The following is a 24895-nucleotide window of genomic DNA, read 5'->3' as shown; positions in this document are numbered from 1 at the left end:
GCGGCGCTCTGTGGACTCTATTGTCGCACCGCGACTTGTCAACAAAGCGACGGTCCGGCCGCACCGCCTCCGTCAAAGCGCCTTCCTGCGGCGGGCCGCCTCCAGCTCGTAGTCCCGGAGCAGCGCGCGGGCGAGCTTGAGGAGCTGCTCGCGGTCCGTCGCGGCGGCGACCGCGTAGCCCGTGCCCCCCTCGATCCAGGAGAAGGACGAAACCTCGCCCTCCCGCAGGAAGTTGAAGGCCGCCTCGCCCCGCTCGCCCGGCCGGACATAAAGGATGACGCGCCGGCCGGACGCATCCGCATACATGAGGAAGGCGGCGAGGCCGGGACCGGCGGGCAGGAGGCGGCCGCCGACGAGGGCGAGGCCGAACGGCTCCGACAGGTCGGGAACGAGGAGCGGGAATCCGAGGCGCTGCGACAGCCATTGCGCCAGATGCGCCTCGCCGGCCCCGGCCTCGACCGGATGGGCGGTCTCGGGCGCATAGGCCCGGTAGGCGGCGAGCGCGTCGCCGGCCAGCGCCGCCCAGGCCCGCCCGGCCGTGGGATGGGGCCCCCCGGCGAAATCGCGGGCATGCCATCCGGCCGCCCCGCCCAGGACGAGGCAGAAGCCGGCCGGGCCAAGGACGGAGAGGCGGCGGCGCCGGGTGCGCGCTCTTTCGCCGCGCAGGAGGGCGAGGCGCAGGGGTTCCCCGGCGGCCGGATCCTCCTCCTCGGCCGGGGGCTCGGGCCGGCTCATGTCCTCTCCTCGGGCGCGACGCCCCGCGCCGGGGCCGCCGCCTCGTAGGGCAGATCCGCGATGCGCGCGAGCCTCGAACCGGCGTTCCGTGCCTCCGCGCCCCCCTCCGGAGCGTTGCGATCGGGCCACAGGCGCACGGCTGCGGCATCCGGCTCCAGGCGGGACCGTCGGGATTGTCGGGGACGGCGATTCGGGGACTCTTGCGCCCGAGTCCAGGGTAGCGGTAATTTCCCGCCCGTCGGACAGGCGTTTTCGTCCGGCGATCCCGAACTCCAGGCGAGCTCGTTCACGCGGCCGGACCCCCCGGTTCGACCGCGGGCATGCGGATTCGAAGGAGGGGATGAGGAGGTGGAATGGCGGATGCGGCAACGAGCTGGACGGACGAGCGCGTCGAGCTTCTCGGCAAGCTTTGGGGAGAAGGGCTGAGCGCGAGCCAGATCGCCGCTCTCCTCGGCGGCGGCGTCACCCGCAATGCAGTGATCGGCAAGGTGCATCGCCTCGGCCTGTCCGGCCGGACGAAAGCCGGCCAGCCGGCGCCCGCCGCGCGGCCTGCCAAGGCACGGCCGCCCGCCACCGCGCCGGCGGCCCCCGAGCCGCCCCGCCCCCGCATCCTCGCCGCGGTGCCTGTGGCCGCCCTCCCGGCCGCCTTCGCTCCGCCTTCCGTGCCGGAGGCGCCGCCCGCCGCCGAGGCGGCGGAGATTCCGGTCTCGCAGCGGGTCTCGATCCTCGAATTGCGCGAGACCATGTGCCGCTGGCCGCTCGGCGATCCGCAAAATCCAGAATTCGGCTTCTGCGGCGCCCGCACCGCCACCGGCCTGCCCTATTGCCTCGTGCATTGCCGGCTCGCCTATCAGCCCGCGAGCGAGCGCAAGCGCCTGCGCGCCTGACGCGGGCGGCGGCCCCGGCCTTGCGCAAGCCGCGCGCAGGACCGACATTCCCCGTCCCGACCGTCGGGCCGCGGAGGCTGCCTTGCGACGCTCCTGGTTCAATTCGGGCTGGCCGGCCCTGTGCCTTGCGGGCGCCGCGTGGCTCTGCGCCCTTCCGGCGAGAGCCCAGACGGAGGTCGATCTCGCGCTCGTGATCGCGGTCGACATCTCCTATTCGATGGATCCCGAAGAGCAGCAGCTTCAGCGCGAGGGCTTCATCCAGGCTTTCCGCTCGCAGGAGGTCCAGGCCGCGATCGGACGGGGCGTGCTCGGCCGGATCGGCGTCGCCTATGTCGAATGGGCAGGGGCCGCCGACCAGCGCGTGATCCTGCCCTGGACGATGATCGACGGGCCGCAGGCGGCGCTGGCCTTCGCGGCGAGCCTCGCCCAGCAGCCGACGCGCCGCGCCTCGCGCACCTCGATCTCCGGCGCGATCGACTTCGCCGCGAGGCTCCTCGCCGAGGGCGACTTCCAAGCCTCCCGCCGTGTCGTCGACATTTCCGGCGACGGCCCCAACAACCAGGGCCGGCCCGTGATCCTCGCCCGTGACGAGGCGCTCGCGGGAGGCGTCACCATCAACGGCCTGCCGCTCATGCTCAAGACGAGCGGGGTCTTCGATATCCCCGACCTCGCCGGCTATTACCGGGCCTGCGTGATCGGCGGGACGGGCGCCTTCCTCGTGCCCGTCCGCAGCCGCGACCAGTTCGTCGAGGCGGTGAAGACCAAGATCATCATGGAGATCGCCGAGCGCCCCGTCCCCGCGCCGTTGCGCGAGAGCCTCGTCGTCCCCGCCCGCCAGAGCGGCCCGCCGGCCGATTGCCTGGTCGGCGAGAGGCAATGGCGCGAGCGGATGGGGGATTAATCGCCTTTCGCCATGTGAGACCGCAGGCTCGCTCCGATCTCGGGATAGGCTTTCCCGACGAGCATCGCATCCTCGCGATATTCGCTCGCGATCCAATCGCAGATGTCGTCGACCACCTTGGGGCGCGGTTTCCTGATGACGAGATCGCAGCGGCGCTCCGTCCGCACGACGTGGGATGCCGCGGGGACGAGGGCGCCTTCGGCGAGCAGGCTCGAGATCACGTTGAACCAGCCGACGGCGATTCCCTGTCCGACGAGGGCTGCCTGCACGACGAGCGTGTAGTCGCCGAGCAGGATTTCGGCGGTCGTGCTCCTGATCCATTCCGGCGCGAGCAGATCGGCCCAGCGGAACGGGGAGCCGCTGAGCGTGATCATTTTCGCGGCCGCCGGCAGCAAGGCGCCCGCCTCCCTCCTCGCGCCGGCGGAGTGGCCCGCGCAGACCGGCAGGAGCAGTTCCGGCATGAGCGGATAGACGGCGTGCCGGTCGTCGGGCCGGGGATCGAAGCGCATCGCGATGTCGGCCCCCTCGACGGGGCCTTGAAGCGGGCCGTTGATCAGGTGGAACCGGATCTCCTCTTCCGGGAAAAGCGACTGGAATTTCGCAAGGCGAGGCATGAACCAATGCGTCGCGAAGGCCGACGAGACCGAAAGCACGACGGGCCGGAGCGCGACCCTGTCGCGCCTCAGTTGCGTCAGGGTGCGCTCGATCTCGCCGAAGCTGTTCGAGATCCCGGAGAACAGCACGGCTCCGTCCTTCGTCAGGACGGCCCCGGACGGGGTCCGGTGGAAGAGCGGCATGCCGAGATGGAGTTCGAGCCGGCCGATGGTCCGGCTCACGGCCGGACCCGTGACGCCGAGTTCCTTCGCCGCCCGCGCGAAGCTGCCGCAGCGGACCGCAGCCTCGAAGGCCACCAGCGTGTTCAGGGACGGGAGCAGGCGCCGAAGCTCGGACATGACAAAATGTAACCCCCTCGCTGACTATTTGTGGAATTGCGGATGCGCGCGCGACGGCTATCGTCGCCCGCGAACCCTTCCCCTGGCATCCGCTCGACTGTCCGAGCGAAGAGGCGCGACCCATGTCCTTTGCCGATTTCAAGGTCCTGACATTCGATATCGTCGGAACATGCATCGACTTCGAGAAAGGGATTCTCGACGGCTTCCGCGCGATCGGCGGCGAGGCGGCCGGGAAGCTGACCGACGATCAGATCTTCAAGCCGTATCTCGTGGGGCGGGAAAAGTTTCCGGGGCGCTCCAGCGTCGTCATGCGGAACGTCTATCTCCATGCCGCCCGGGAACTCGGCCTTCCCCATGACGATGCGGCCGGCGACGCCTTCATGCGGCACTTCTTCAATTTCCCGGCCTTCGAGGATTCCGCCGAGGCGCTCAAGAGGCTGAGGCGCCGGTTCAGGCTCGTGGCCATGACCAATTTCGACCGCGTGGGCTATACTGCATGCGCGAACCAGCTCGGGCAGCCGTTCCATGACAGCGTCACGGTCGACGAGGCGCAATATCCGAAGCCCGATCCCCGCTTCTTCTCCTATAACCTCGGCCGGCAATCGGCCTTCGGATACAAGCAGGAGGAAATCCTGCACGTCGCCCAGAGCCAATACCACGATATCGGCGTCGCCCGCGAACTCGGCTACAAGGTGTGCTGGATCGAAAGGCGCAAGGGACAGCAGGGATTCGGCGGCACGCCGGTTCCGAAAGAGGTGACGAAGCCGGATTTCCACTTCTCGACGCTGCGCGAATTGGCGGACGCGGTGGAGAAGGAGTGAGGCCGGCCGCGGGCCCGCGATGGAAAGCCTCCGAATGCCGAACCTGACGCCCCCGCGCTCCCTCTGGCGGGAGACCGCGGCGCCGGCCCCTCCTCCTCGCTCCCTGAGCGGGGCGGCGAGCGCCGACGTCGCCATCATCGGCGCCGGATATACGGGCCTGTCCGCGGCCCTGCGGGCGATCGAGCGCGGCCTGAAGCCCGTGGTCCTGGAAGCCTGCGAGGTCGGCTTCGGGGCTTCGGGGCGCAATGGCGGGGTCGTCTCGACCAAGTATCGCGTCTCGCTAAGCGACATGGCGAAGCACCACGGCGTCGAGCGCGCCCGGCGGATGAGCCGGCTGGGACACGACGCGATGGATTGCGTCGAGCGCTATGTCGAGGCTTTCGATCTCCGGGCGGCCGGCTTCGCGAAGACCGGGAACCTGCGCTGCGCCCACAACGCGCACGCGCTCGCCGCGCTGGTGGAGGAGGCGAGGACCGTCGGGGAGACCTTCGGCGAGACCTGCCTGAAGGTTCTCGACGCCGCCGAGACCCGCCACGAAACGGGGTCCGGGGCCTTTGTCGGCGGCGTCCTGAACAGCCATGCGGGCGTCATCCACCCGCTCAACTATGTCCGCGGCCTGGCCGAGGCGGTCCGCAGGAACGGCGGCGAGATCTACGAGCAATCCGCGGTCGTCGCCGTGAGCCGGAGCCCGGCGGGCGTGGAACTCGCCACGGCGCAGGGGAGGCTCCGCGCCGACCGGCTGGTCATCGCCACGAACGCCTATTCGGACCTCGCCCCGGGAAGCGCGGCCGTCGGCCGGGCGGTGATCCCGTTCCGCAGCGCGATGGTGGCGACGGAGCCGCTGCCGCCGGACCTCTTCGAGACGCTGGTGCCGCACGGCCGAAGCTACAGCGAGACCCGCCGGATGATGCGGTGGTTCCGCCGCATCGACGACCGGCTTCTGTTCGGGGGCCGCGGCGCTTTCGGAAAATCCGATTCCGCGAGCGCCTTCCTCGCGCTGGAAGCCGCCATGAAGGACATCTTCCCGCAACTGGCCGGGAAGACGGTGACGCATCGCTGGTCGGGGCTCGTCGCGATGACGATGGACAGCCTCCCGCAGATCGGGCTCGCCGATTCCCGCACCGCCTTTTCGGTCGGCTATAACGGCACCGGGATCGCGATGGCCAGTCTGCTGGGCCGGCATGTTCTCGACCTTGTCCTAGGAGAGGAAACGGATCTGGGGCTGATGCGGCGCGCGCGCCCCGAGGCCATCCCCTTCTATTTTTTGCGCGAGCCCGCCGTGCGCATGGTGGCGGGCTGGTATCAGTTCCTCGACCGCATCGGCCGGTAGGCGACGCGCCGTCAGAGGGCGCTGCAGATCCGCAGCGCATCCAGCATGGCGGAGTGGATGTTCCGGCTCGCCACGGCGTCGCCGATCCGGTGCAGCTCGAACCCCTCGCGATCGCCCCGGGGCTGCGGCGCCGCACGAACCATCGCGGCCAGGTCGCTGACCCCGTCATTCGCCGAACGGCTCCGAAGGTCCCGGTAGACCTCGTCGAGGGGGATCGTCCCCTGCTCGATCACGACGTGATCGACGAGGCGCGTCGAGACCTCGCCCGAGACGTCGCTCGCGAGCGTCGCCAGCAGGCGATTGTCCTGGCGCCGGACGGCTACCAGCCGCGTCTCGGGGACCGGCCGGATGCCGAAGCGGAGGAAGAGCCGTTTCCAGCGGGTGCGCTCGGCATAGGTCAGCTCCTCCGCCAGTTGCGCGTCGATCGAGACATATTCGACCCGGGCGCCCATCCCGATCGCCCGCTCCGCGGCCAGCGGGCCCGGATGGCGCCCGGTGCCGTCGAAGACGAGGACTTCGCCGCTGAGCGCGGCCTGGCCGGTCAGCACGTCCCATGTCGTCGTGCAGAGTTCCGCGCCCCGCTCCAGATCGGCCAGCGGCAGGCCCCCCGTCGCCATGATGACGACGTCGGGGTTCAGGGCGGCGATGTCCTCCCCTTCCATATAGGCGTCGGTGCGGAGCGTGGCGCCCAGCCTCTGCAATTCGGCGACCCGCCATTCGACGATGCCCTTGAGGTCGCGCCGCCACGATCCCGTGGCGCCGATCAGGACCTGGCCGCCGAATTCGGACGCCGCCTCGTAGAGGGACACGTCGTGCCCCCGCTCCGCGCTCACGCGCGCCGCTTCGAGGCCGGCCGGCCCGCCGCCGATCACGACGACCCTGCGCGCCGGGCCTCGGGTCTTCGCGACGACATGGCTGAAGGTCAGCTCGCGCCCCGTCGCCGGGTTGTGCAGGCAGGACGGCCTGTGCTGCGACTGGCAATGCGTGGCGCCGACACAGGGCCGGATCTCCTCCTCGCGGCCGCTCGCCAGCTTGGCCACGATATGGGGATCGGCGATCTGCGCCCGCGTCATGCCGGCCATATCGAGCTTGCCCTCGCGCACGGCGAACCGCGCCGAGGCGAGATCGGCGATGCGGGCGGCGTGGAAGACCGGCAGCCCGACCTCGCGGCGGAACGCCCCGACGGGCTCGACCCAGGGCGCCAGCGGCGAGCCCATCCCCGGCATGTTGTAGACCGTGAGCGCGGCGAGCGTGTCCATGGTGCCGTAGATGGCGTTGAAGAAGTCGATCCCGCCCGCCTCCTTCAGGACCAGGGCGATGCGGACGCATTCGTCGAAGCGCAGCGCGCCGTCCGGGCCCTCGTCGACGACGAAGCGCATGCCGACCAGGAAGTCGTCGCCCACCGCCTTGCGGATCGCGTCATGGACCATGAGGGCGAAGCGGCAGCGGTTCTCGAGGGAGCCCCCGAACCTGTCCGTCCTCCGGTTGGTCGCGGGAGAGAGGAACTGGCCGATCAGATGCCCGCCGGCCAGGGTCTCGATGCCGTCGAGGCCCCCCTCCTTGCAGCGCCGGGCGGCGGCGGCATAGGCTCGCACCACGCGGTCGATATCGTGCTCGTCCATCTCCTTCGGGATGCTTCTGTGGGCCGTCTCGCGGACCGGCGAAGGCGCGATCGTCGGCAGGCGGTCCCCGCCATAGGGATCGCCGCGCCGCCCCAGATGGGTGATCTGGCACATCAGCGCAGCGCCCCGCCCGTGCATCCGCGCGCTGAAGCGCTGGAGATGCGGGATGATAGCGTCGGTGCCCACATTGAGCTGGCGGAAGATATTGGGCGAGTCGATATCGACGTTCGAGGAGCCGCCGAACATCGAAAGACCGACGCCCCCTTTGGCCTTTTCCTCGTGATAGCGCTGATAGGCTTCCTCGGGCATGCCGTTCACTTCGAGGCCGCAAGCATGGCTGGTGCTCATGATGCGGTTTCGGAAGGTCACGTGCTTGATGGAAAAAGGTTGCAGCAGCGGGTCCCTGGCGACGATCGCGGGATCGAAATCGTACACATGCGCCTCCATGGCTCGGCAGGCCGCCGGGGGCGGAGCCCCTCCCGGCGCCAGCCCTTTCCTGACGGCCTGTCCGTGATCTGAAGAATTTGCGGGCGGCTTCGGCTCAAAGAACCTGGCTGAGGAACTGCCTCGTCCGCGGATCCTTGGCGTTGGTGAAGAATTCGGCCGGAGGTCCGTGCTCCACGATGACACCTCCATCGGTGAAATAGATGTGGTCGGCGACTTCGCGCGCGAAGCCCATTTCATGCGTGACGAGGATGCAGGTCATGCCCTCCGCGGCCAGTTCCTTGATGGTCACGAGCACTTCCTTGACGGTCTCGGGGTCGAGCGCGGCCGTGACCTCGTCGAACAGCATCACGTCGGGACGCATGGCGAGGCTGCGGGCGATCGCCACCCGCTGCTGCTGGCCGCCGGAGAGCTGGCCCGGATAGGCATTCTCCTTGCCCGTCAGCCGGACCTTCCTGATGAGCGCCCTCGCCCGCTCCTCGACCTCGGCCTTCGGCTCGCGCAGGACCTTGACCGGCGCCATCATGACGTTTTCCAGCACGGTCTTGTGCGGAAACAGGTTGTATTGCTGGAAGACGATCCCGACCTTCCGCCGAAGGGCGAGCTTGTCCAGCTTCGGATCGTTGACCTCCTGGCCTTCGACCGTGATCGAGCCGCGCTGGAACGGGCTCAGCCCGTTGACGCAGCGGATCAGGGTCGACTTGCCCGAGCCCGAGGGCCCGATGATGCAGACGACCTCGCCCTTGGCGACGTCGAAGCTGATGCCCTTGATGACCTCGACGGTGCCGAAGGACTTGTGGACGTCCCGCAGCGAGACGATCGGCTTGTCCGCGGGCCAGGCGCGGGGCGAGACGGCCGGTTTGCTGTCAGGCGGCATATTTACGCTCGAGCCTTCGCGTCCAAAGCGCGATGGGATAAATATAGGCGAAGAAGAGGCAGAGCAGGAAAAGGTAGAACGGGAAGAGCAGTTCCGGCCTCGCTCCCGCCGCCTCCATCGCCGCCTGCGCGTTCGAAACGGCTTCGTGCACGCTGAAGATCGAGGCCATCGGCGTCGAGAGCGTCAGGAGCGCATACCAGTTCATCCAGGGCGGGATCGCCCGCCTCACGCATTGCGGCAGGATGATCAGGCGCAGCGTCTGCCCCCGCGTGAAGGCGAGCCCTTCGGCGGATTCCCATTGCCCGGTCGGGATGGAGCGCACCGCGCCGCGGACGATCTCGCTGATGCTGCCCATGACCGGCAGGGCGAAGGCGACGGTGGCCTTGATCCAGTCCGGGATCGCGACCTTGGCGCCTCCCGGCATGCGGATCTCCGCCGGCAGCATGTACATCACGATGAACAGGATCACGATCCAGGGGGAATTGCGCAGCAGATGCGTCACGAAGCGGGACGAGGTTCGGACCGGCCACAGGAGACTGATCTGCATCAGCCCGAGGCCGATGCCGCAAAACGTCGCCAGCACCATGGCGAAGACGCTCATGACGAGATTGAGCACGAATCCCTTCAGGATGAAGGGAAGCCACACGAGCAGCGTCTCGAGCGCGGACGGCGGGGCGGCGCCCGCCGACTGTGCCGAGGCCGAGGCGAGGGACAATCCGAAGGCGAGAGCCAGGCAGAGACCGAGGCGCCCGTCGACGAAGGACGACAGGCGCGCCTCGCCGAGCCATTCGCGGTTCAGGCGATAGGGCGTCCGGGTCATTGCCCGTATCCCGGGAGGACGAGCTTCCGCTCGAGAAAATGCAGGGCGCTCGCCAGCAGCGTCACGACGGTGATGTAGAAGAGAAACAGCACCAGCATCATCTCGGGGACATTGACGTTGTCCGACCAGACCTGGTTCAGGACGTAGGTCATCTCCGGGACGGCGATGACGTAGGCGAGCGATGTCGTCTTGGCGAGGCTGACGAGGTTATTCGTCAGCGCCGGCAGGCTGATCCTGAAAGCCAGGGGCAGCGTGATGTAGAGATAGGTCTGCCATTTCGAGAAGCACAGGCTTTCCGCCGCCTCCAGGGTCGAGTCCGGCACGGCCTCGAGGCCGGAGCGGAAAATCTCGACGTTGAAGGCGCCGCCGAAAATCCCGAGCGAGATGACCGCCCAGGCAAAGGACGAGATGATCGGCTGCGAATAGCCGCCCATGTCGATCGAAGGCGTGAACGCCCCGAGTCCGAAGAAGAAGAACAGAAGCTGGATCATCGGCGGGGTATTGCGGAACGCTTGGATATACGCGTCCATGCCGATCCGCACGGCGCGGCGCCGGGCGGTTTGCGCCCAGGCGCCGAGCACGCCGATGACGAGCGAGAGCAAGAGCGACCAGAAGATCAGTTGCAGCGAATTGCTCGCGCCCGTCATGAAACGATCGTATTCGTATTGATCGTAGAAAATATTGAAATTCAGCCCCGTCCTCTCATGGAGCTGCTTGAAGTATGGAGCGATGAGATTGAGCATGGCGTCGATGAGGGACGAGCGCTGCCGGGAATGCGGTCAGTTCTTCGGAGCGAGATAGGTCGTATCCCACTTCAGCTTCTTCTGCTGCTCGACGAACCAGGCCGAGGGCTTCGTCCCCCATTTCTTCTCCAGGTCGATGAGCTTGCCCTCGGCCTGCCAGCGATACGCCATGCCGGTCATGAAGACGCCCCAGCCCTTGTTCACTTCTTCGATCGGCACGGCGGCGGCCCAGGGATTGTTGTAGAGCACGGGCACGGGCATCTCGTAGTCCTTCCAGTCGGGGGATTCGAGATCGGCCATGATGCTGACGTCGTCATAGACCCAGGCGATGCATTTGCCCGCCCGCAAGGCTTCCTTGCCTTCCGTGTTGCCGGCGAAGGCGGTCAGCTTGGCCTTCAGCTCGGTTTCGATCTGCTTGTTGTAGTAATTGCCCTGCTTGCCGCAGACGGGCTTGTTGGCGATGTCCTTCCAGTCCTTGATCACGCCTTTCCTGGCGAGCAGGCTCGGGCCGGAGGTCCAATAGGCAGGCTCGATGATGCCGACGATCTTGCGGCGCTCGGCGGTGTCGTACATGCCGCCCAGGATCAGGTCGATCTTGCCCTGCTGGAGCATCTGCATCCGGTTCGCCGAGGTGACGACGACGGGCTCGAACTTCACGCCGAGCGTGTCGGCCACGCTCTTGCCGAGATCGACCTCGATGCCCTGGAGCGAGCCGTCCGGGGCGGGGAACGACCAGGGCTTGAACGCGCCCTGGACGCCGACCCTCACCGTGCCGCGGTCGAGGATCTCCTTCAGACGGCCTTCATCCGCCTGCGCCTGTCCCGCGCCCAGCAGGCATAGGGATCCGACGAGCGCGGCAGCCATGGCGCAGAAGCGCCCCGAAAATTGCGTCGTTGCCATCCTGTGTCTCCCCTCTCTCATGCGATCCCGGCTCGCGAGCCGGGGCTCTTGTCGACGCCTCCCTTGGGAAACGTTCGATCCTGGTATGCGAGGAACGCCGAGACCTGCCCGGACACCTCGTCGGCGTCCCAGCCGAGCAGGTCGGCGACGCAGTCGGCCGCCTCCTCGACCTCGTCGCGGCCAAGATGCCGCCCCCAGGCATAGGCCGTCCGCGTGTACAGGATACCCGGCAGGTCCCGCGCATGTTCCGCCGATACCGCCCGCCGGAAGGCATCCCGCGGAAACGGCCTGCTCCCGGCGGCGGGCACGGGCGCGGCGCTCTCCGAAGCCCGCGCGGCAGGGCTCGGGCGCTCGCCTCCGAGCAAGGCCGCGGCGGCGTCCCGCAACTCCCGGCCTGCGCTCCGGTGGCTCATCACCGGCCCCGCCGTCATGGCGAGGATTCCCGGCAATCCGGCGGTGCCGAGGTCGTGGATCTCGCGCGTCCTGCGCCCCATGGGCTGCCCGGGATCGTAGGTCAGCGGCCGCACGCCGGCCCAGGTGAAGGCGACGTCCCGCCGGGTCAGGCCCAGGCCGGGGAGGAGATGGTTGGCCTCGCCGAGAAGGAAATCGATATCCGCGGGCGTCGCATGCGCCTCGCCCGCGTCGCCCGTGAAAGATGTCTCGGTCGGGCCGAAGAAAAAGAAGTCGTCATCGAGGGGAAGACAGTAGAACGGCATCCCCTGCCGGTGGAGCGTGGCGACGCCGTGCCCCCTGTAGCGGTCCGGCAGGCGCACGACGATATGCGCACCCTTCGTGCCCAGGACCAGCGGCGAATCGGCCTTCCGCCGCGCCGGGGGGCAGACCTCGTCGATCCAGGTCCCTGCCAGGTTCAGGACCACGCGTGCGCGGATGGTCTCGGTCTCTCCCGATCGGCCGGTCAAGTCGACCGTCCAGCCGTCGTCCCGCCTTTCGCCGAGCTTCGCCCGCGTGAACAGGCGAAGCTCCGCCCCGTTCCGCTCGGCGTCGAGAGCGGCATCGACGCAGATCCGATCCGGCCAGTCGATCATGTATTCGCGATAGGTCGCGATCGAGGCCAGCTTCTGCCGGTCCCGCAGGTCGGCCGCGAGCGGGACCTGCCGCTCGATCGCGCTCCTCACCCGGCGGTAGTCGAGGGGAGGCGCCGGCGGGCCGAGGCGTCCGAGGAGGGCGAAGCCGAGATCGAGGTGCCAGCCCCGGACCTCCTCCCCCCGATAGAGCGGAAAGCACATCGTGAGCGGCTTGCACCGCTCGGGCTGCACGCGCACGAGTTCCGCGCGCGCCTGCATGGCGGCCCGCGCCATGCCGATCGCCCCCGCCAGCCGCGAGGGGAAGCGGGCGAAGGTCCTGACGGGATGGCGCGTCTCGAAATAGCGCAGCCCGCAATGGAGCATGCGCGAGGATCGGCCCGAGGCGCCGCCGGCGAGATCCGCCTGTTCGGCCAACAGGATGCGGAAGCCAGACGCGGCAAGCTCCCGCGCGGCGCTCGTCCCGTTGATGCCGCCGCCGATGACGACGACATCGAAGCTGTTTCGGGCGGTGAATTCCAACGTCATGCCCTGCGGGCGGCTCTCCGAGAGGCCGGCCCAGAGAGTTAAGCGTCAAAATTGAAATGCTCAAAATCGAATTATCGGAGATCGTTATGCTAAAAAAGTATATGGCGGGAAGAACGGCCGCCCCTGCGCGGCGCGCGCCCCGGGCCGGGGGGCCCGCAACTGCGGCTGGATGATCACGTCGCGGCGACCGGTCCGTCGCCATCGGCCGGGAGCGTCCCGCCCTGCATCAGGGCCTGCTGCGAGAAACCGGCATCCACCATGTCCCGGCACAGCGCGTCGACGGATGCCGCCAGGGGGCGGAGCATCGCTTCGGTCACGCCGCCCGGCGTCGCCGTCGCCTCGACGGCCTGCTCGAAATCGACGCCCGCGCGCATCAGTTCTCCGACCGCCACCAGGGTTTCCGCCATCATCGCGTCGAGGGCGCTCCGCCCGAGCGAGGAGGAGCGCCGCGCATTGGCGTCGACGAAGGCCCGGGCGAAGCGGGCGACGATCGCCACGGCCGATCCGGAGACGTTCGAGGCGAGGCGGATATCCTGCTCCTCGACGGCGACGGGAAGGCTGAACCCTCCGAGCCAGCCCGACACGAGAGCGAGATCGCCCGGCGTCGCGCGCGGCCCGGCGACGACCGGCGCCGAGCCCCGGCCGATCGACTGGGCGATGGTCGGTATGACCTTGACGACGGGATTGCGCGTCCAATGCCCGATCTCGTCGAGAGCGACGCCGTTGGTCACGCTCGTCACGATGGCCGAGGGGGACAGGTGAGGCGCGAGGGACAGGACGACGTCCCGGTAAGCCTGCGGCAGGACGGCCAGCACGATCAACTCGGCACGGGAGGCGAAGGCGACGCTCCCCGGCAAAAGGCCGGGAATGGACGCGAGAAGATTGTCCCGGGCGACCGGATTGCGTCCCAGGATCGCGACCTCGCTCGAGGGGGCCGCGCGAACGCTCGCCCGCGCGAGCACTTCGGCGAGGCGGCCCGTTCCGACGATGAGGATCCTCGAGGGACGATCAGGCATGTCGGCAGCCTCTAGCGCGGCAGACGCGTCATGAGCCGGTCGCGCTCGGCGGCCATCAGGTCGAGCAATGCCTCCAGCGCCCGGTTGGCCGGCCGCGATTCCGGTCTCAGGAGGCCGACATTGAACGGGATCGCGGGGGAGAAGGGGATCAGGCGCACGCGCTCGTCGAGCCCCGCCACCGCCGTATAGGGGTCGATCAGCGCGACCCCGATGCCCTGCTTGACCATTTCGTAGGTGGCCGCCGAGACATTCGTCTCATAGGCGGGCTCGTGCTTGACGCCGCACGACCGGAACGCCTGGGCGACCAGCTGGCCGGCGGAAGTGAACGGCGCCCAGGAGATGAAGGGAAAATCGGCGAGATCGGCGGGCTCCAGGCGGGCTTTGCCGGCCAGGGGATGGCCGGCCGGCACGGCCGCGACATAGGGGAAGTCGCTGAAAGTCTCGGCGCGGAAGCCAGACCTGCGAAACGGCGTCTCCGCAAGGCCCAGATCGATCTGCTGGGAAGCCGCCCATTCCTCGACCTTGACGGACAGGGTCACGTTCATGAGGACTTTGGTGTTCGGCCATTCCTTGCGGAACTCGCCGAGCACCCGCGGGAGGAACTGAAGGGCGAGCGCCGGCATGGCGGCCGTGAGGATGCGGCTGCTTTCTCCCTCGGCGACCCGCGCCGCGAAGCTCTTCAGCGAATCCAGGGAGACATAGGCCCTCTCGATCTCGTCCAGAAGCAGTTGCGCGACCGAGGTCGGCGTGATCAGGCCGCGCCGGCGCTCGAACAAGGCGACCCCGAGTTCCCGCTCGAGCTTGTCGAGAAGGCGGCTGACGGCAGGCTGGCTCCGGCCCAGAAGCTCCGCCGCGGCGCTGACGGTGCCGGTCAGCATGATGGCCCGGAAGGCGGAGAGATAAAGGATGTTCATGACGGGGGAGCCTGCCCCAGCACTGGGACGACATCGCCCGGCCGGACGCAAGGGACCTCGATCCGGCGGGCGGGCATGGGCGGCTTCTCTCGAAGGCCGGCGGGGTCGAACGGCCCCGCTCGCGACGAGACGGGCCGCCCCGGCCGGCCGGACTTCGGATCAGGGCCCGGGAGCGACGGCATATTCCTCGTCGGTGACGGGCTCCATCCAGGTCACCTGCTTCTCGCCGTCGAATTCCTGGATGGCGAGATGCACCATGCCGTGGCCGGGAGAAGCGCCGTGCCAGTGCTTCTCGTCCGGCGGGATATAGACCGTGTCGCCCGCACGGATCACCTCGACCGGCCCGCCCTTCTTCTGGACATGGCCGATGCCGTGCAGGACATAGAGCGTCTGGCCCAGGGGATGCGTGTGCCAGTTCGTGCGCGCGCCGGGGGCGAAGGCGACGCGGGCCGCGCGCGTGCGGGCCGGGGGCGGCGTCTCGACGACCGGCTCATGCCAGACGATCCCGGTGAACCAGTCGGCGGAGGCGCGACTGGTGGGCTTCTGCTCGGCGCGCTTGATGTCCATGGAAATGTCTCCGTGGCTTGGCGGATGATCCGGTCGGCGCAGGAAGGGCGCCCTCAGGCTCCCGCGGCGAGGGCGTCGTCGATCTCGGCGGCGCGCTTATAGGCGGGGCGCGCGGCGAGGCGCTCCCAATAGCGCTCGAAGGCCGGCCGCTTCTCGACCGTCCCGAACAGCATGCCCCAGCCGAGCCCCGAGCCGAGATAGAGATCGGCGGCCGAGAAGCGCCCGCCCGCGACATATTCGGCCTGCGAGAGCATGGCTTCGAGCGTGTCGAGGACAAGCGCCAGGGTGCCGTAGCCGGCCATGCGCTCGCGGCCGGGCGGCAGCTCGAAGCCCAGGGCCTTGTTGGTGGCGGCCGCCTCGAGCGGCCCGGCCGCGAAGAACATCCAGCGATAATAGGGGCCCCGCGCCGGATCGCCATGCGGCGGCGCGAGGCCGGCTTCCGGGAAGGCGTCGGCCAGATAGGCGCAGATGGCCGCGGTCTCCGTCACGACCGCGTCGCCGTGGCGGAGGGCGGGGACCTTTCCCATCGGGTTGATGGAAAGATAGTCCGGGGCCTTCATGGTGGTCTCGTAGTCGAGCAGCACCGTCTCGTAGGGCCGCCCCACCTCCTCCAGCATCCAGCGCGCGATGCGCCCGCGCGATTGCGGGTTCGTGTAGAGGATCAGTGCGTCGCTCATGTCGCGATCTCCTGGAGCATGATCCCAAAAAGTGGATACCGGTTTTTGGAAAAGACCATGCTAAAATAACAAGAGAGAGCGTGACGGCGCTTCAAGGAAGCGCCGTCACGCTCTCGAAGGATCAGTCGTGCCGCTCGGGCCGGGACTGGCGGAGCGTCTTGATGCGGCCCCGCCTCTCCTTGCCGGCGAGGCGGCGCTCCTTGGAGGCGAGGGTCGGGCGCGTCGGCCGCCGCGTCTTCGGGACAATGCTCGCCGCCCGGATCAGTTCGAGCAGCCGCTCCAGCGCATCCGCCCGGTTCTGCTCGCGGGTGCGGAAGCGCTGGGCGTCGATCACGATGATCCCCTCGCGCGTCATGCGCCGCCCGGCGAGGCCCCGCAGCCGCGCGCGGACCCCCTCGGGCAGGCTCGGCGAGCGCGCCGCGTCGAAGCGCAGCTCGACGGCGGTCGAGACCTTGTTGACGTTCTGCCCGCCGGGCCCGGAGGCCCGCACGAAGCTCTCCTCGATCTCGCCCTCGTCGAGCGAGATGCGCGCGGTGACCGGGATCATGGCGCGGCGGGCTTCGCGGCGCCGGCGAGATAGTTGACCGCCGTGTCGCCCGAGAGGCGCCAGGCATCCTCGAGCGGATGGAAGGCCATGCCGCGCGTGCGGAAATCCGTGAGCCCGGCCGCCTCGGCGGCCTCGCGCAATTCGGCGGGCGTGACGAATTTCTCCCAGTCATGCGTGCCGCGCGGCAGCCAGCGCAGCACGTATTCCGCCCCGACGATGGCGAGCGCGAAGGCGCGCAGGGTGCGGTTGATCGTGGAGAGGAGGAGAAGGCCGTCGGGCCGCAGCACCTGGGCGCAGGCGCGCAGGAAAAGCGGCACGTCGGCCACGTGCTCGACCACCTCCATCGCGACCACGAGGTCGAATTGCGCGCCCTCGGCGGCGAGCATCTCGACCGTGCCGGCCCGGTAATCGATCGCGAGCCCCGATTCCGCGGCGTGGCGTCGCGCCGCCTCGATCATGCCGGGGGCGGGATCGAGGCCCGTCACCGTGCCCCCGAGCCGCGCCGCGGGCTCGGAAAGGAGGCCCGCCCCGCAGCCGACATCGAGCACCATCAGCCCCGCCAGGGGGAAGGGCGTGCGCGGCTCGCGGCCGAAATGCCGGCACGCCTCCTCGCGCAGGAAGGCGAGCCGCACCGGATTGAGGCGGTGCAGGGGGCGCATGGGCCCGGCCGGATCCCACCATTCGCGCGCCAGCCGGTCGAACTTGTCGACCTCGGCGGCGAGGAGGGTCGAAGCCGGGCGGGAGGCGCCGGAGCCTGTGCGTGACACGTCGCGATTCCGATCGGCGGCCGGGTCCGGCCGCACGGCTCAGGCGAGGCGGCCGGGCGGCGGCAGCGCCTCGGCGCGCGTGGCGGAGAGATGGGTGCGCAGCCGGTCCGTCTCCTGCTTGAGGCGGCTGACCTCGCGCCGCGAGGCGCGGCCGCGGCGGCGGTGGTGGCCGCCCGCGAGCCACGCGCCGGTCCCGCCGAGCAGGACGCCGAGCACGAGCGCGCCGAGCAGAAGCATGTAGAGCGGGATGTGGAAGGCGAGTTCCGGCGTGCCGCGGTCGAAGGGATCGAGCGAGAACAGGACCGGAGCCCGGTTGGCCACCGAGAGCAGGATGAGGACCAGTGCGATCGGCAGCAGCAGGAGGGCTTTGAGGAGTTGGATCATGTTCGGTCCGGCGGGCTGGAGTTGTCCTGGAGCGCGACGACGCTTCGCTGAATCGTCATCGCGCTCCATCTTTTTGTTTTAGCATGATCTTTTCCAAAAACCGGCATCCACTTTTGGGGATCATGCTCTAGCGCGAGGCGGCGTTGAGCCGCTCGCGCATGTCCTTGCCGGTCTTGAAGACCGGGATCCGCTTCTCGCCGACCTCGACCGCGGCCCCGGTGCGGGGATTGCGGCCGGCCCGCGCGTCGCGCTTCTTCACCGAGAAGGCGCCGAAGCCCCTCAGCTCGACCCGGTCGCCCCGTGCGAGGGCGTCGCCGATCGTATCGAGGATCGCGCCGACGATCGTCTCGACGTCGCGCTGGTAAAGGTGCGGATTGCGGGCCGCGACCCGGAGGATGAGCTCGGATTTGATCATCTTTCGCTCCTCACGGGTCGAGCCGGGGCTGCCAGAGGGCCAGAAGCCCGCTCATCTCGACCCGGCCGGCCGGGTCGGCGGCCGTGCGGATGGCCTCGGCGAGCCCCGCGAGCCCTGCGGCGTCGGCCCCGAAGGCCGCAGCCGACCACAGGGAGAACCGGGACGGCCCCGTCGCCTTCCAGTCGCGGACGGGGAGGTTGGCCGGGACCTTCCGCTCGCGCTCCAGCCAGGCGATCGCGTCGCGCTCGGTGCCCAGTTCGTCGACCAGCTTGAGCGGCATGGCCTGGCGGGCGCTGAAGACGCGCCCGTCCGAGACCGCGGCGAGCTGCTGGTCGGTGAGGCCGCGGCGCGACTTCACGAGATCCTTGAACCAGGCATAGGTGTCGTTGACCACGGCCTGGAGGGCGGCGCGCGCCTCGGGCGAGGTCGGCTTGAAGCCCGAGGGCTCGGCCTTGAGCGGGCTCGACTTCACCTCCTCCACCCCGACGCCGAGGGTGCCGAGGAGCTTGGAGACGTCCGGATACTGGAACAGGACGCCGATCGAGCCGACGAGCGAGGTCTCCCGCGCCACGATCCGGTCCGCCGCGAGCGCGGTGATATAGGCGCCGGAGGCCGCCGTGCCGTCGACGAAGGCGACGGTGGGCTTCTTGCCGGCGAGGACGCGGATGCCGCGATAGAGTTCCTCCGACCCCGTCGTCGTGCCGCCGGGCGAGGAGATCGAGATCACGACGCCGGACACGGCGGCACTGTCGCCGACCCGCCGGAAGAGGTCGGCCATGCGGGAATCGCCGGTGATCATCCCCGACACGCTGATGCGGGCGATCTGCTTGCCCTGCCCGATCTCCCGCGCCCGGCCGCTCGCCACGAGGCCGACCGTGCCGACGGCGACCATGAGCGCGAGCACCGCGAGCACGCGCCACAGGGTCAGCTTCCGCCGCAGCCTGCGGCGGTCGGCGATCATCTCGGCGTCGGCGGCCATTCGGGGGTCCCGTCCAGCCCGGTCTCGCGGGCCGGGCAAACTAGCGCCGAGCCGCCCGCCGCCGCAAGCGCTCCGAGCGGTCCACCACGGTGTTCGAGATCCCCCCTGTCATCCCCGGCCGGGATGACAGGGGGAGAGATCCGCAAGGTGCTGGCGGGGAAGGATTGTCGCGGCGGGGCCTTGTGTAGCTTCAAGGACACACCAGATGTATCGAGCCGGCGCCCATCGGGGCCGGCGCTCGTCCGGGGCCACGGTTGCCGGCCGGGCATCTTTGTACGGCGATCCGTGCCTCGTTCGGGCGGCTCGCCGGGCGAGGGGTTTCCATGAACATCGAAAAATATACCGAGCGCGCGCGGGGCTTCATCCAGTCCGCCCAGATGCTGGCCATGCGGGAGGGCCATCCGCAGTTCCAGCCGGCTCACCTCCTGAAGGTGCTGCTGGACGACCCGGAAGGGCTCTGCGCGGGCCTGATCGATCGCGCGGGAGGGAGTTCCGCGGAAGCGCGCAAGGCCGTCGACCTCTGGTTCGCGAAACAGCCCAAGGTCTCGGGCAATGCGTCGCAGCCCCAGGCGACGCGCGAGATCCTGCGCGTCTTCGACACGGCCGAGGAGATCGCCAAGAAGGCCGGCGACAGCTACGTCACTGTCGAGCGCCTGCTGCTCGCGCTCGCCATCGAGAAGGACACCGATGCCGGCCGCATGCTGTCGGCCGCCGGCGTGACCGCGCAGAATCTCAACGCCGCCGTGAACGCTCTCCGCAAGGGACGCACGGCCGACAACGCCTCGGCCGAGAACGCCTATGACGCGCTGAAGAAATATGCCCGCGACCTCACCGAGGCGGCGCGCGAGGGCAAGCTCGACCCGGTCATCGGCCGCGACGAGGAGATCCGCCGCACCATCCAGGTGCTCTCGCGCCGCACCAAGAACAACCCGGTCCTGATCGGCGAGCCCGGCGTCGGCAAGACGGCGATCGTCGAGGGCCTCGCCTTGCGCATCGTCAACGGCGACGTGCCCGAGAGCCTCAAGGACAAGAAGCTGCTCGCGCTCGACATGGGCGCGCTGATCGCGGGCGCCAAGTATCGCGGCGAGTTCGAGGAGCGGCTGAAGGGTGTGCTCTCCGAGGTCACGGCGGCCGAGGGCGGCATCATCCTGTTCATCGACGAGATGCACACGCTGATCGGCGCCGGCAAGGCGGACGGGGCGATGGACGCCTCGAACCTGCTCAAGCCCGCCCTCGCGCGCGGCGAGCTGCATTGCGTCGGCGCGACCACGCTCGACGAATACAGGAAGCATGTCGAGAAGGATGCGGCGCTGGCGCGGCGCTTCCAGCCCGTCTTCGTCTCCGAGCCCTCGGTCGAGGACACCGTCTCGATCCTGCGCGGCATCAAGGAGAAATACGAGCAGCATCACGGCGTGCGCATCCAGGATTCGGCGCTCGTCGCGGCGGCGACCTTGTCGAACCGCTACATCACCGACCGCTTCCTGCCCGACAAGGCGATCGACCTCGTCGACGAGGCGGCCTCGCGCCTGCGCATGCAGGTCGATTCGAAGCCCGAGGAGCTGGACAATATCGACCGCGAGGTCGTGCGGCTGAAGATCGAGGCCGAGGCGCTGAAGAAGGAGACCGACGCGGCCTCGAAGGACCGGCTCGGGCGGCTCGAGAAGGAACTGGCCGATCTCGAGGAGCAGTCGGCCGCCATCACGGCCCGCTGGAGGGCGGAGAAGGACAAGCTCGGCCGCGCCGCGGAGTTGAAGAAGAAGCTCGACGAGGCCCGCAACGACCTCGCCCAGGCGCAGCGCGCCGGCCAGTACCAGAAGGCGGGCGAATTGGCCTACAGCATCATCCCCGGCATCGAGAAGGAGCTGGCGGAGATCGAGGCCCGCGGCGAGGACGGCTCGCGCGGCAACGGCTCGGGCCTGATGGAGGAGGCGGTGACGCCTTCCCACATCGCCGGCGTCGTCTCGCGCTGGACCGGCATCCCGGTCGACAAGATGCTGGAGGGCGAGCGGGAGAAGCTGCTCGGCATGGAGGGGGCGCTGTCGAAGCGCGTGGTCGGGCAGGAAGAGGCCGTGAAATCGGTCTCGACCGCCGTCCGCCGCGCCCGCGCCGGCCTCCAGGATCCGCACCGGCCGATCGGCTCCTTCATGTTCCTCGGGCCGACCGGCGTCGGCAAGACGGAGCTGACCAAGGCGCTCGCCTCGTTCCTGTTCGACGACGAGAACGCGATGGTGCGGATCGACATGTCGGAATACATGGAGAAGCACTCGGTCGCCCGGCTGATCGGCGCGCCTCCCGGCTATGTCGGCTACGAGGAGGGCGGCGCCCTCACCGAGGCCGTCCGCCGCCGGCCCTACCAGGTGGTGCTGTTCGACGAGATCGAGAAGGCGCACCCGGACGTGTTCAACGTCCTCCTCCAGGTGCTCGACGACGGGCGCCTGACGGACGGGCAGGGCCGGACGGTCGATTTCAGGAACACGCTCATCATCATGACGTCGAATCTCGGCGCCGAATTCCTCGTGACCCAGCCCGAGGGGCAGGACACGGATGCGGTCCGCGACGAGGTCATGGCGGTGGTGCGCGGCCATTTCCGGCCCGAATTCCTGAACCGGATCGACGAGATCATCCTCTTCCACCGCCTCAAGCGGAGCGAGATGGGGGCGATCGTCGACATCCAGATCGCCCGCCTCCAGAAGCTCCTGGACGAGCGCAAGATCACGCTCCAGCTCGACCCCACCGCCCGCGGCTGGCTGGCCGAGAAGGGCTACGACCCGGCCTATGGCGCGCGCCCGCTCAAGCGCGTGATCCAGAAGTCGGTCCAGGACCCGCTCGCCGAGCTGATCCTCGGCGGGGAGATCCACGACGGGGAGACGGTGCCGGTCAAGCTCGGCCCGGCCGGGCTCATGATCGGCGACGTGACGGTGAGCGGGGAGAAGCGTCCCGCAGGGGCGACGCTGAACTGAGCATCATCCCCGCCGCCTTCCCGGCGGCGGGGACTCCTCTGTCATCCTCGGCCGGAGCGAAAATGACAGGGGTTTGACTGGGCCTCCCATCCGTTCCAAGCCGGACGCCTTCGGACCCCGAGGCTCCTGGATGACCGCGAAGCCCACCCTCGAATTCTGGTACGAATTCGCCTCGACCTATTCCTATCTCGCCGCCATGCGGATCGGGGCGCTCGCCGAGGAGGCGGGCGTCGCGTTGCTCTGGCGGCCCTTCCTTCTCGGCCCGATCTTCGTGCAGCAGGGCTGGAACACCTCGCCCTTCAACCTCTACCCCGCCAAGGGCCGGCACATGTGGCGGGACATGGAGCGCGAGACCGAGGCGCTCGGCCTGCCGCTGCGGCGGCCCGCGCCCTTTCCCCAGAACTCGCTCTTCGCGGCCCGGATCGCGCTCCTCGGGCAGGAGAACTGGGGGCCGGCCTTCACCCGCGCCCTGTTCCGGGCGGAATTCGGCGAGGGCCGCTCCATCGCCGAGCCCGAGGTGATGCGCGCGGCGCTGGAGGAGGCCGGCCAGGATGCGGATGCGGTCTTCGCGCAAGCGCAGGCCGAGGAGGCAAAGGCGGGATTGCGCGCGCAGAACGAGGCGGCCGTCGCCCGCGGCATCTTCGGCGCCCCGAGCTTCGTGGCCGCCGACGGCGAATTGTTCTGGGGCAATGACCGGTTGGAGCGCGCCCTCGCCTGGGCTCAGTCCCTGGCGGGCAGGTCGAGCGCGAGCATCCGGTAGGGCGCGTAATCCGCGCCGCGCCCGATCGCGCACACGGCGGCGATCAGGCGTCCGCTCCGGCCGAGGAGGTCGTCGGCCAGCGCGATCATCCGCGCATTGGGGGTGGCGCAGGGAGCGGCGGCGCGCAGGGCGGCGGCCAGCCTCTCCTCGCCCGTCCCCGGCCGCGCGGCGGCCGCGAGGATCAGCGCGCCCGCGGTCGAGCGGCTGATCCCCATGCGGCAATGAAGAAGAAGCGGGCGCGCTTCATCCCAGGAGCGCCCGAAGGCGAGCAGCGCGGCGATGTCGGCCCGCGCCGGGGTGAGAAGGCCCGGCCGGGGCTCGGCAATGTCGTGGAAGACGAGGTCCAGCCGCCGCGTCCCGGCCGGATTTGCGCGCGGCGGGGCCGGAAGATCGCCCGGCGCGGCGAAGCCCGCTTCGTGCGAAGGAGCCTCTTCCTGCGCGACGGCGGCGGCATGGGCGGTCGGGCAGACGAGGAGGCGGCTCACGGCCGGATCGCGGCGCCGAGGAGGAAGGCCGTCTCGCTCGTCGCGATCACGGCGCCCAGCACGTCCCCGCTATAGCCCCCGAGCGCCCGGCAGACGGGCACGGCCACGAGCCCCGCCGCGAGCGCGGAGAGGGCGAGGCCGCCGAGGGCCGCCTTCTCTCCGAGAAGGAGAAGGGGCGGGAGCGCGAAGGCGACCGCGAGGGCGACCTCGCCTGTCCGCGGGCCCTCGATGCCGTGGTCGAGCTTCGCGAGGTCCCGGTTGCCCGCATAGCCGGCCCGGCTCATCACGACCACGGCCCAGAGACGCGAGGCGGCGCCGGCGGCGACGAGCGCGGCCGCGGCGCGCTCGGGCGGCAGGCTCGACAGCGCCGCGACCTTCAGGCCGAGAACCACGATCAGCGCGAGCCCCCCGAAGACGCCGAGCCGCGGATCCTTCATGATGGCGAGCTTGCGCTCCCGCTCCCGCGCGCCCGCGGCATCGGCGACGTCGGCCAGCCCGTCCTCGTGCAGAGCCCCGGTCAGGAGAAGGGCCGCCCCGATGCCGAGGAGCGCCGGGACGGGGCTCGGCCAGAGCAGCGCCGCCCCCCACATCGCCGCGCCCGCGAGCGCGCCGACGAGCGCGCCGACCAAGGGAAAGAACTTGGCGGCGCGGGCCAGCCAATCCGCCCGCAGCCGGGGCAAGGGGCACGGCAACCGGGTCAGGGTCGTCAGCGCTGCGCCGAGCAGCCGGGCCTCTCCTGCCAGATCAACCCCCACCGGGGGCTCCCGCGAGGACCTCGTCGAGCGTCGCCATCTCCGCCAGCATCGCGGCCGCCGCCCGCAGCAGCGGCAGGGCCAGGAGCCCGCCCGTTCCCTCCCCAAGCCGCAGCCCGAGATCGAGCAGGGGCGCGGCGCCGAGCGTGCGCAGGAGCAGGTCGTGCCCGGCCTCGGCCGAGCGGTGGGCGAAGAAGAGGCTCGCCTCCGCCTCCGGCGCGAGCCGGAAAGCCGCGAGCGCGGCGACGCTGGCGATGAAGCCGTCGACCAGGACCGGCCGCCGCTCCGTCGCCGCTCCCAGCACCGCGCCGGCCATCATGACGATCTCGAGCCCGCCGAATTCGGCCAGCACGCGAAGCGGGTCCGTGGCGGCGCTGCGCGCGGCGGCCTTCTCGATCGCGGCGCGCTTGCGGGCGAGCCCGGCCTCGTCATGGCCCGCGCCGCGGCCGATGCAGAGCGCGAGCGGGGCCGGCAGCAGGCGATGCATCAGGAGAGCCGAGGAGGCGGTGTTGCCGATCCCCATCTCGCCGACCAGGAGGATGTCGGCGCCGTCCCGCACCGCGCGCCGGGCCTCCGCCGCGCCGCGCGCCAGCGCCTCCTCGACCTCGGCGGGCGTGAGCGCCGGCTCGCGGGCGGCGTTGCGCGTACCCGCCCGGACCTTGGCGTGGACGAGGCCTGCCATCCCGGACAGGTCGGCCGCGACGCCGGCATCGATCACGACGACCTCCGCCCCGACCGTGCGGGCGAAGCAGGAGGCCGCGGCCCGGCCGGAGAGGAAGGTCGCGACCATGGCGGCCGTGACCGCCTGCGGATAGGCCGAGACGCCCTCCTCGCAGAGGCCGTGATCGCCCGCGAAGAGGAGCAGGGTCGCCTTCCCGGCGGCGGGGCGGGCGCTGCCGCGGATCGTTCCGAGCCGGACGGCGAGATCCTCGATCCGCCCGAGCGAGCCGGGCGGCTTCGCCTTGGCCGCGACGGCGTCCCGCAGCCTCGCCTCCAGTTCCGGGTCGGCGGCGGGAATCGGGACGGGCGAGCGCCGGGAGGAGGCATCCATGGCGCTTAGTGTCCCGC

At 69.8% G+C, this 24895-nt stretch carries 26 protein-coding genes; 6 read left to right on the top strand and 20 right to left on the bottom strand.

Annotated elements, in window-relative coordinates:
• Nucleotides 1–72: 72 nt before the first annotated feature.
• Nucleotides 73–735 carry an anti-sigma factor gene (locus tag PKD06_RS01610; protein ID WP_324377078.1) on the bottom strand — a complete coding sequence of 221 codons (663 nt, stop codon included), beginning with the start codon at nucleotides 733–735 and terminating at the stop codon, nucleotides 73–75.
• Nucleotides 736–1088: 353 nt separating this feature from the next.
• Between PKD06_RS01610 and PKD06_RS01605 the strand changes: the two genes are divergently transcribed.
• Together PKD06_RS01605 and PKD06_RS01600 are read left to right on the top strand one after the other, a co-directional pair.
• The gene (locus tag PKD06_RS01605; protein WP_324377077.1) at nucleotides 1089–1622 is read left to right on the top strand and encodes a GcrA family cell cycle regulator; all 534 of its coding nucleotides are present in this window, start codon (nucleotides 1089–1091) and stop codon (nucleotides 1620–1622) included.
• Between the two features lie 82 nt (nucleotides 1623–1704).
• Nucleotides 1705–2523 (top strand): DUF1194 domain-containing protein, encoded by an 819-nt coding sequence (locus tag PKD06_RS01600; RefSeq protein WP_324377075.1) that lies wholly within the window; start codon nucleotides 1705–1707, stop codon nucleotides 2521–2523.
• Here the strand turns inward: PKD06_RS01600 and PKD06_RS01595 are convergent.
• Nucleotides 2520–3476: a LysR family transcriptional regulator gene (locus PKD06_RS01595; protein WP_324377073.1), complete on the bottom strand. Its 957-nt coding sequence runs from the start codon at nucleotides 3474–3476 to the stop codon at nucleotides 2520–2522. The two genes, PKD06_RS01600 and PKD06_RS01595, sit on opposite strands and share 4 nt — an antisense overlap.
• 122 nt (nucleotides 3477–3598) lie before the next feature.
• On the opposite strand from PKD06_RS01595, the gene PKD06_RS01590 reads away from it, so the two are divergent.
• A complete protein-coding gene (locus PKD06_RS01590) occupies nucleotides 3599–4297 on the top strand; it encodes an HAD-IA family hydrolase (protein ID WP_324377071.1) in 699 nt (232 codons plus the stop codon).
• A gap of 34 nt (nucleotides 4298–4331) precedes the next feature.
• Complete coding sequence (locus PKD06_RS01585; protein ID WP_324377069.1) at nucleotides 4332–5627, top strand: FAD-binding oxidoreductase; 1296 nt, start codon at nucleotides 4332–4334, stop codon at nucleotides 5625–5627.
• An 11-nt stretch (nucleotides 5628–5638) separates the two neighbouring features.
• Here PKD06_RS01585 and PKD06_RS01580 read toward each other — a convergent pair whose 3' ends face one another.
• The 15 genes from PKD06_RS01580 to sppA all read right to left on the bottom strand — a co-directional run bounded on the left by PKD06_RS01580 (nucleotide 5639) and on the right by sppA (nucleotide 18870).
• Nucleotides 5639–7684 carry an NADH:flavin oxidoreductase gene (locus tag PKD06_RS01580; RefSeq protein ID WP_324377067.1) on the bottom strand — a complete coding sequence of 682 codons (2046 nt, stop codon included), beginning with the start codon at nucleotides 7682–7684 and terminating at the stop codon, nucleotides 5639–5641.
• Between the two features lie 106 nt (nucleotides 7685–7790).
• Nucleotides 7791–8570, bottom strand: coding sequence for an amino acid ABC transporter ATP-binding protein (locus tag PKD06_RS01575; RefSeq protein ID WP_324377064.1), 780 nt, complete (start codon nucleotides 8568–8570; stop codon nucleotides 7791–7793).
• Nucleotides 8560–9390 (bottom strand): ABC transporter permease subunit, encoded by an 831-nt coding sequence (locus PKD06_RS01570; RefSeq protein WP_324377062.1) that lies wholly within the window; start codon nucleotides 9388–9390, stop codon nucleotides 8560–8562. The genes PKD06_RS01575 and PKD06_RS01570 overlap by 11 nt, the downstream gene beginning before the upstream one ends.
• On the bottom strand, nucleotides 9387–10133 hold the full coding sequence (locus tag PKD06_RS01565; protein ID WP_324377060.1) for an amino acid ABC transporter permease: 747 nt from the start codon (nucleotides 10131–10133) through the stop codon (nucleotides 9387–9389). Before PKD06_RS01565 ends, PKD06_RS01570 begins: the two co-directional genes overlap by 4 nt.
• Nucleotides 10134–10169: 36 nt before the next feature.
• On the bottom strand, nucleotides 10170–10997 hold the full coding sequence (locus tag PKD06_RS01560; RefSeq protein ID WP_324377140.1) for a transporter substrate-binding domain-containing protein: 828 nt from the start codon (nucleotides 10995–10997) through the stop codon (nucleotides 10170–10172).
• A 53-nt stretch (nucleotides 10998–11050) separates the two neighbouring features.
• Nucleotides 11051–12604: an FAD-dependent oxidoreductase gene (locus tag PKD06_RS01555; protein WP_324377059.1), complete on the bottom strand. Its 1554-nt coding sequence runs from the start codon at nucleotides 12602–12604 to the stop codon at nucleotides 11051–11053.
• A gap of 173 nt (nucleotides 12605–12777) precedes the next feature.
• Complete coding sequence (locus PKD06_RS01550; protein WP_324377057.1) at nucleotides 12778–13620, bottom strand: pyrroline-5-carboxylate reductase dimerization domain-containing protein; 843 nt, start codon at nucleotides 13618–13620, stop codon at nucleotides 12778–12780.
• An 11-nt stretch (nucleotides 13621–13631) separates the two neighbouring features.
• Nucleotides 13632–14534, bottom strand: coding sequence for a LysR substrate-binding domain-containing protein (locus PKD06_RS01545; RefSeq protein WP_324377055.1), 903 nt, complete (start codon nucleotides 14532–14534; stop codon nucleotides 13632–13634).
• A 159-nt stretch (nucleotides 14535–14693) separates the two neighbouring features.
• Nucleotides 14694–15101, bottom strand: coding sequence for a cupin domain-containing protein (locus tag PKD06_RS01540; protein ID WP_324377053.1), 408 nt, complete (start codon nucleotides 15099–15101; stop codon nucleotides 14694–14696).
• A gap of 53 nt (nucleotides 15102–15154) precedes the next feature.
• Nucleotides 15155–15778 (bottom strand): glutathione S-transferase family protein, encoded by a 624-nt coding sequence (locus PKD06_RS01535; protein ID WP_324377051.1) that lies wholly within the window; start codon nucleotides 15776–15778, stop codon nucleotides 15155–15157.
• A 121-nt stretch (nucleotides 15779–15899) separates the two neighbouring features.
• Nucleotides 15900–16325, bottom strand: a complete 426-nt coding sequence (gene arfB, locus PKD06_RS01530) for an alternative ribosome rescue aminoacyl-tRNA hydrolase ArfB (protein ID WP_324377049.1) — start codon at nucleotides 16323–16325, stop codon at nucleotides 15900–15902.
• The gene (gene ubiG, locus PKD06_RS01525; protein ID WP_324377046.1) at nucleotides 16322–17092 is read right to left on the bottom strand and encodes a bifunctional 2-polyprenyl-6-hydroxyphenol methylase/3-demethylubiquinol 3-O-methyltransferase UbiG; all 771 of its coding nucleotides are present in this window, start codon (nucleotides 17090–17092) and stop codon (nucleotides 16322–16324) included. The genes arfB and ubiG overlap by 4 nt, the downstream gene beginning before the upstream one ends.
• A 39-nt stretch (nucleotides 17093–17131) precedes the next feature.
• The gene (locus PKD06_RS01520) at nucleotides 17132–17476 is read right to left on the bottom strand and encodes a lipopolysaccharide assembly protein LapA domain-containing protein (RefSeq protein ID WP_324377044.1); all 345 of its coding nucleotides are present in this window, start codon (nucleotides 17474–17476) and stop codon (nucleotides 17132–17134) included.
• A gap of 127 nt (nucleotides 17477–17603) precedes the next feature.
• Entirely contained in the window at nucleotides 17604–17891 is a 288-nt protein-coding gene (locus PKD06_RS01515) for an integration host factor subunit beta (protein WP_324377042.1), read from the bottom strand.
• Nucleotides 17892–17901: 10 nt separating this feature from the next.
• Nucleotides 17902–18870 carry a signal peptide peptidase SppA gene (gene sppA, locus PKD06_RS01510; protein WP_324377040.1) on the bottom strand — a complete coding sequence of 323 codons (969 nt, stop codon included), beginning with the start codon at nucleotides 18868–18870 and terminating at the stop codon, nucleotides 17902–17904.
• Nucleotides 18871–19193: 323 nt separating this feature from the next.
• On the opposite strand from sppA, the gene clpB reads away from it, so the two are divergent.
• Together clpB and PKD06_RS01500 are read left to right on the top strand one after the other, a co-directional pair.
• Entirely contained in the window at nucleotides 19194–21830 is a 2637-nt protein-coding gene (clpB, locus tag PKD06_RS01505) for an ATP-dependent chaperone ClpB (protein WP_324377038.1), read from the top strand.
• A 130-nt stretch (nucleotides 21831–21960) separates the two neighbouring features.
• Nucleotides 21961–22590 carry a 2-hydroxychromene-2-carboxylate isomerase gene (locus PKD06_RS01500; protein WP_324377036.1) on the top strand — a complete coding sequence of 210 codons (630 nt, stop codon included), beginning with the start codon at nucleotides 21961–21963 and terminating at the stop codon, nucleotides 22588–22590.
• Here the strand turns inward: PKD06_RS01500 and PKD06_RS01495 are convergent.
• The 3 genes from PKD06_RS01495 to cobT are packed head-to-tail and all read right to left on the bottom strand — an operon-like array spanning nucleotide 22551 to nucleotide 24878.
• Nucleotides 22551–23075: a tyrosine protein phosphatase gene (locus PKD06_RS01495; protein ID WP_324377034.1), complete on the bottom strand. Its 525-nt coding sequence runs from the start codon at nucleotides 23073–23075 to the stop codon at nucleotides 22551–22553. The genes PKD06_RS01500 and PKD06_RS01495 overlap by 40 nt on opposite strands.
• Nucleotides 23072–23830: an adenosylcobinamide-GDP ribazoletransferase gene (cobS, locus tag PKD06_RS01490; protein ID WP_324377032.1), complete on the bottom strand. Its 759-nt coding sequence runs from the start codon at nucleotides 23828–23830 to the stop codon at nucleotides 23072–23074. Before cobS ends, PKD06_RS01495 begins: the two co-directional genes overlap by 4 nt.
• Nucleotides 23820–24878, bottom strand: a complete 1059-nt coding sequence (gene cobT, locus PKD06_RS01485; protein ID WP_324377031.1) for a nicotinate-nucleotide--dimethylbenzimidazole phosphoribosyltransferase — start codon at nucleotides 24876–24878, stop codon at nucleotides 23820–23822. The genes cobS and cobT overlap by 11 nt, the downstream gene beginning before the upstream one ends.
• Nucleotides 24879–24895: the final 17 nt, after the last annotated feature.

Origin of the sequence: Enterovirga sp. (genome assembly GCF_035325185.1) — a bacterium.
Classification (GTDB): Bacteria; Pseudomonadota; Alphaproteobacteria; order Rhizobiales; family Beijerinckiaceae; genus Enterovirga.
Note: the sequence above shows the minus strand (reverse complement) of the source record. Positions and strands in the feature narration are given on the sequence as shown.

Bases quoted from the DNA above. Each gene is read 5' to 3' on its own strand.
- PKD06_RS01610 (WP_324377078.1), bottom strand. From the start codon at position 735: ATGAGCCGGCCCGAGCCCCCGGCCGAGGAGGAGGATCCGGCCGCCGGG.
- PKD06_RS01605 (WP_324377077.1), top strand. From the start codon at position 1,089: ATGGCGGATGCGGCAACGAGCTGGACGGACGAGCGCGTCGAGCTTCTC.
- PKD06_RS01595 (WP_324377073.1), bottom strand. From the start codon at position 3,476: ATGTCCGAGCTTCGGCGCCTGCTCCCGTCCCTGAACACGCTGGTGGCC.
- PKD06_RS01590 (WP_324377071.1), top strand. From the start codon at position 3,599: ATGTCCTTTGCCGATTTCAAGGTCCTGACATTCGATATCGTCGGAACA.
- PKD06_RS01585 (WP_324377069.1), top strand. From the start codon at position 4,332: ATGCCGAACCTGACGCCCCCGCGCTCCCTCTGGCGGGAGACCGCGGCG.
- PKD06_RS01575 (WP_324377064.1), bottom strand. From the start codon at position 8,570: ATGCCGCCTGACAGCAAACCGGCCGTCTCGCCCCGCGCCTGGCCCGCG.
- PKD06_RS01570 (WP_324377062.1), bottom strand. From the start codon at position 9,390: ATGACCCGGACGCCCTATCGCCTGAACCGCGAATGGCTCGGCGAGGCG.
- PKD06_RS01565 (WP_324377060.1), bottom strand. From the start codon at position 10,133: ATGCTCAATCTCATCGCTCCATACTTCAAGCAGCTCCATGAGAGGACG.
- PKD06_RS01560 (WP_324377140.1), bottom strand. From the start codon at position 10,997: ATGGCTGCCGCGCTCGTCGGATCCCTATGCCTGCTGGGCGCGGGACAG.
- PKD06_RS01555 (WP_324377059.1), bottom strand. From the start codon at position 12,604: ATGACGTTGGAATTCACCGCCCGAAACAGCTTCGATGTCGTCGTCATC.
- PKD06_RS01550 (WP_324377057.1), bottom strand. From the start codon at position 13,620: ATGCCTGATCGTCCCTCGAGGATCCTCATCGTCGGAACGGGCCGCCTC.
- PKD06_RS01545 (WP_324377055.1), bottom strand. From the start codon at position 14,534: ATGAACATCCTTTATCTCTCCGCCTTCCGGGCCATCATGCTGACCGGC.
- PKD06_RS01540 (WP_324377053.1), bottom strand. From the start codon at position 15,101: ATGGACATCAAGCGCGCCGAGCAGAAGCCCACCAGTCGCGCCTCCGCC.
- PKD06_RS01535 (WP_324377051.1), bottom strand. From the start codon at position 15,778: ATGAGCGACGCACTGATCCTCTACACGAACCCGCAATCGCGCGGGCGC.
- arfB (WP_324377049.1), bottom strand. From the start codon at position 16,325: ATGATCCCGGTCACCGCGCGCATCTCGCTCGACGAGGGCGAGATCGAG.
- PKD06_RS01520 (WP_324377044.1), bottom strand. From the start codon at position 17,476: ATGATCCAACTCCTCAAAGCCCTCCTGCTGCTGCCGATCGCACTGGTC.
- PKD06_RS01515 (WP_324377042.1), bottom strand. From the start codon at position 17,891: ATGATCAAATCCGAGCTCATCCTCCGGGTCGCGGCCCGCAATCCGCAC.
- sppA (WP_324377040.1), bottom strand. From the start codon at position 18,870: ATGGCCGCCGACGCCGAGATGATCGCCGACCGCCGCAGGCTGCGGCGG.
- clpB (WP_324377038.1), top strand. From the start codon at position 19,194: ATGAACATCGAAAAATATACCGAGCGCGCGCGGGGCTTCATCCAGTCC.
- PKD06_RS01500 (WP_324377036.1), top strand. From the start codon at position 21,961: ATGACCGCGAAGCCCACCCTCGAATTCTGGTACGAATTCGCCTCGACC.
- cobT (WP_324377031.1), bottom strand. From the start codon at position 24,878: ATGGATGCCTCCTCCCGGCGCTCGCCCGTCCCGATTCCCGCCGCCGAC.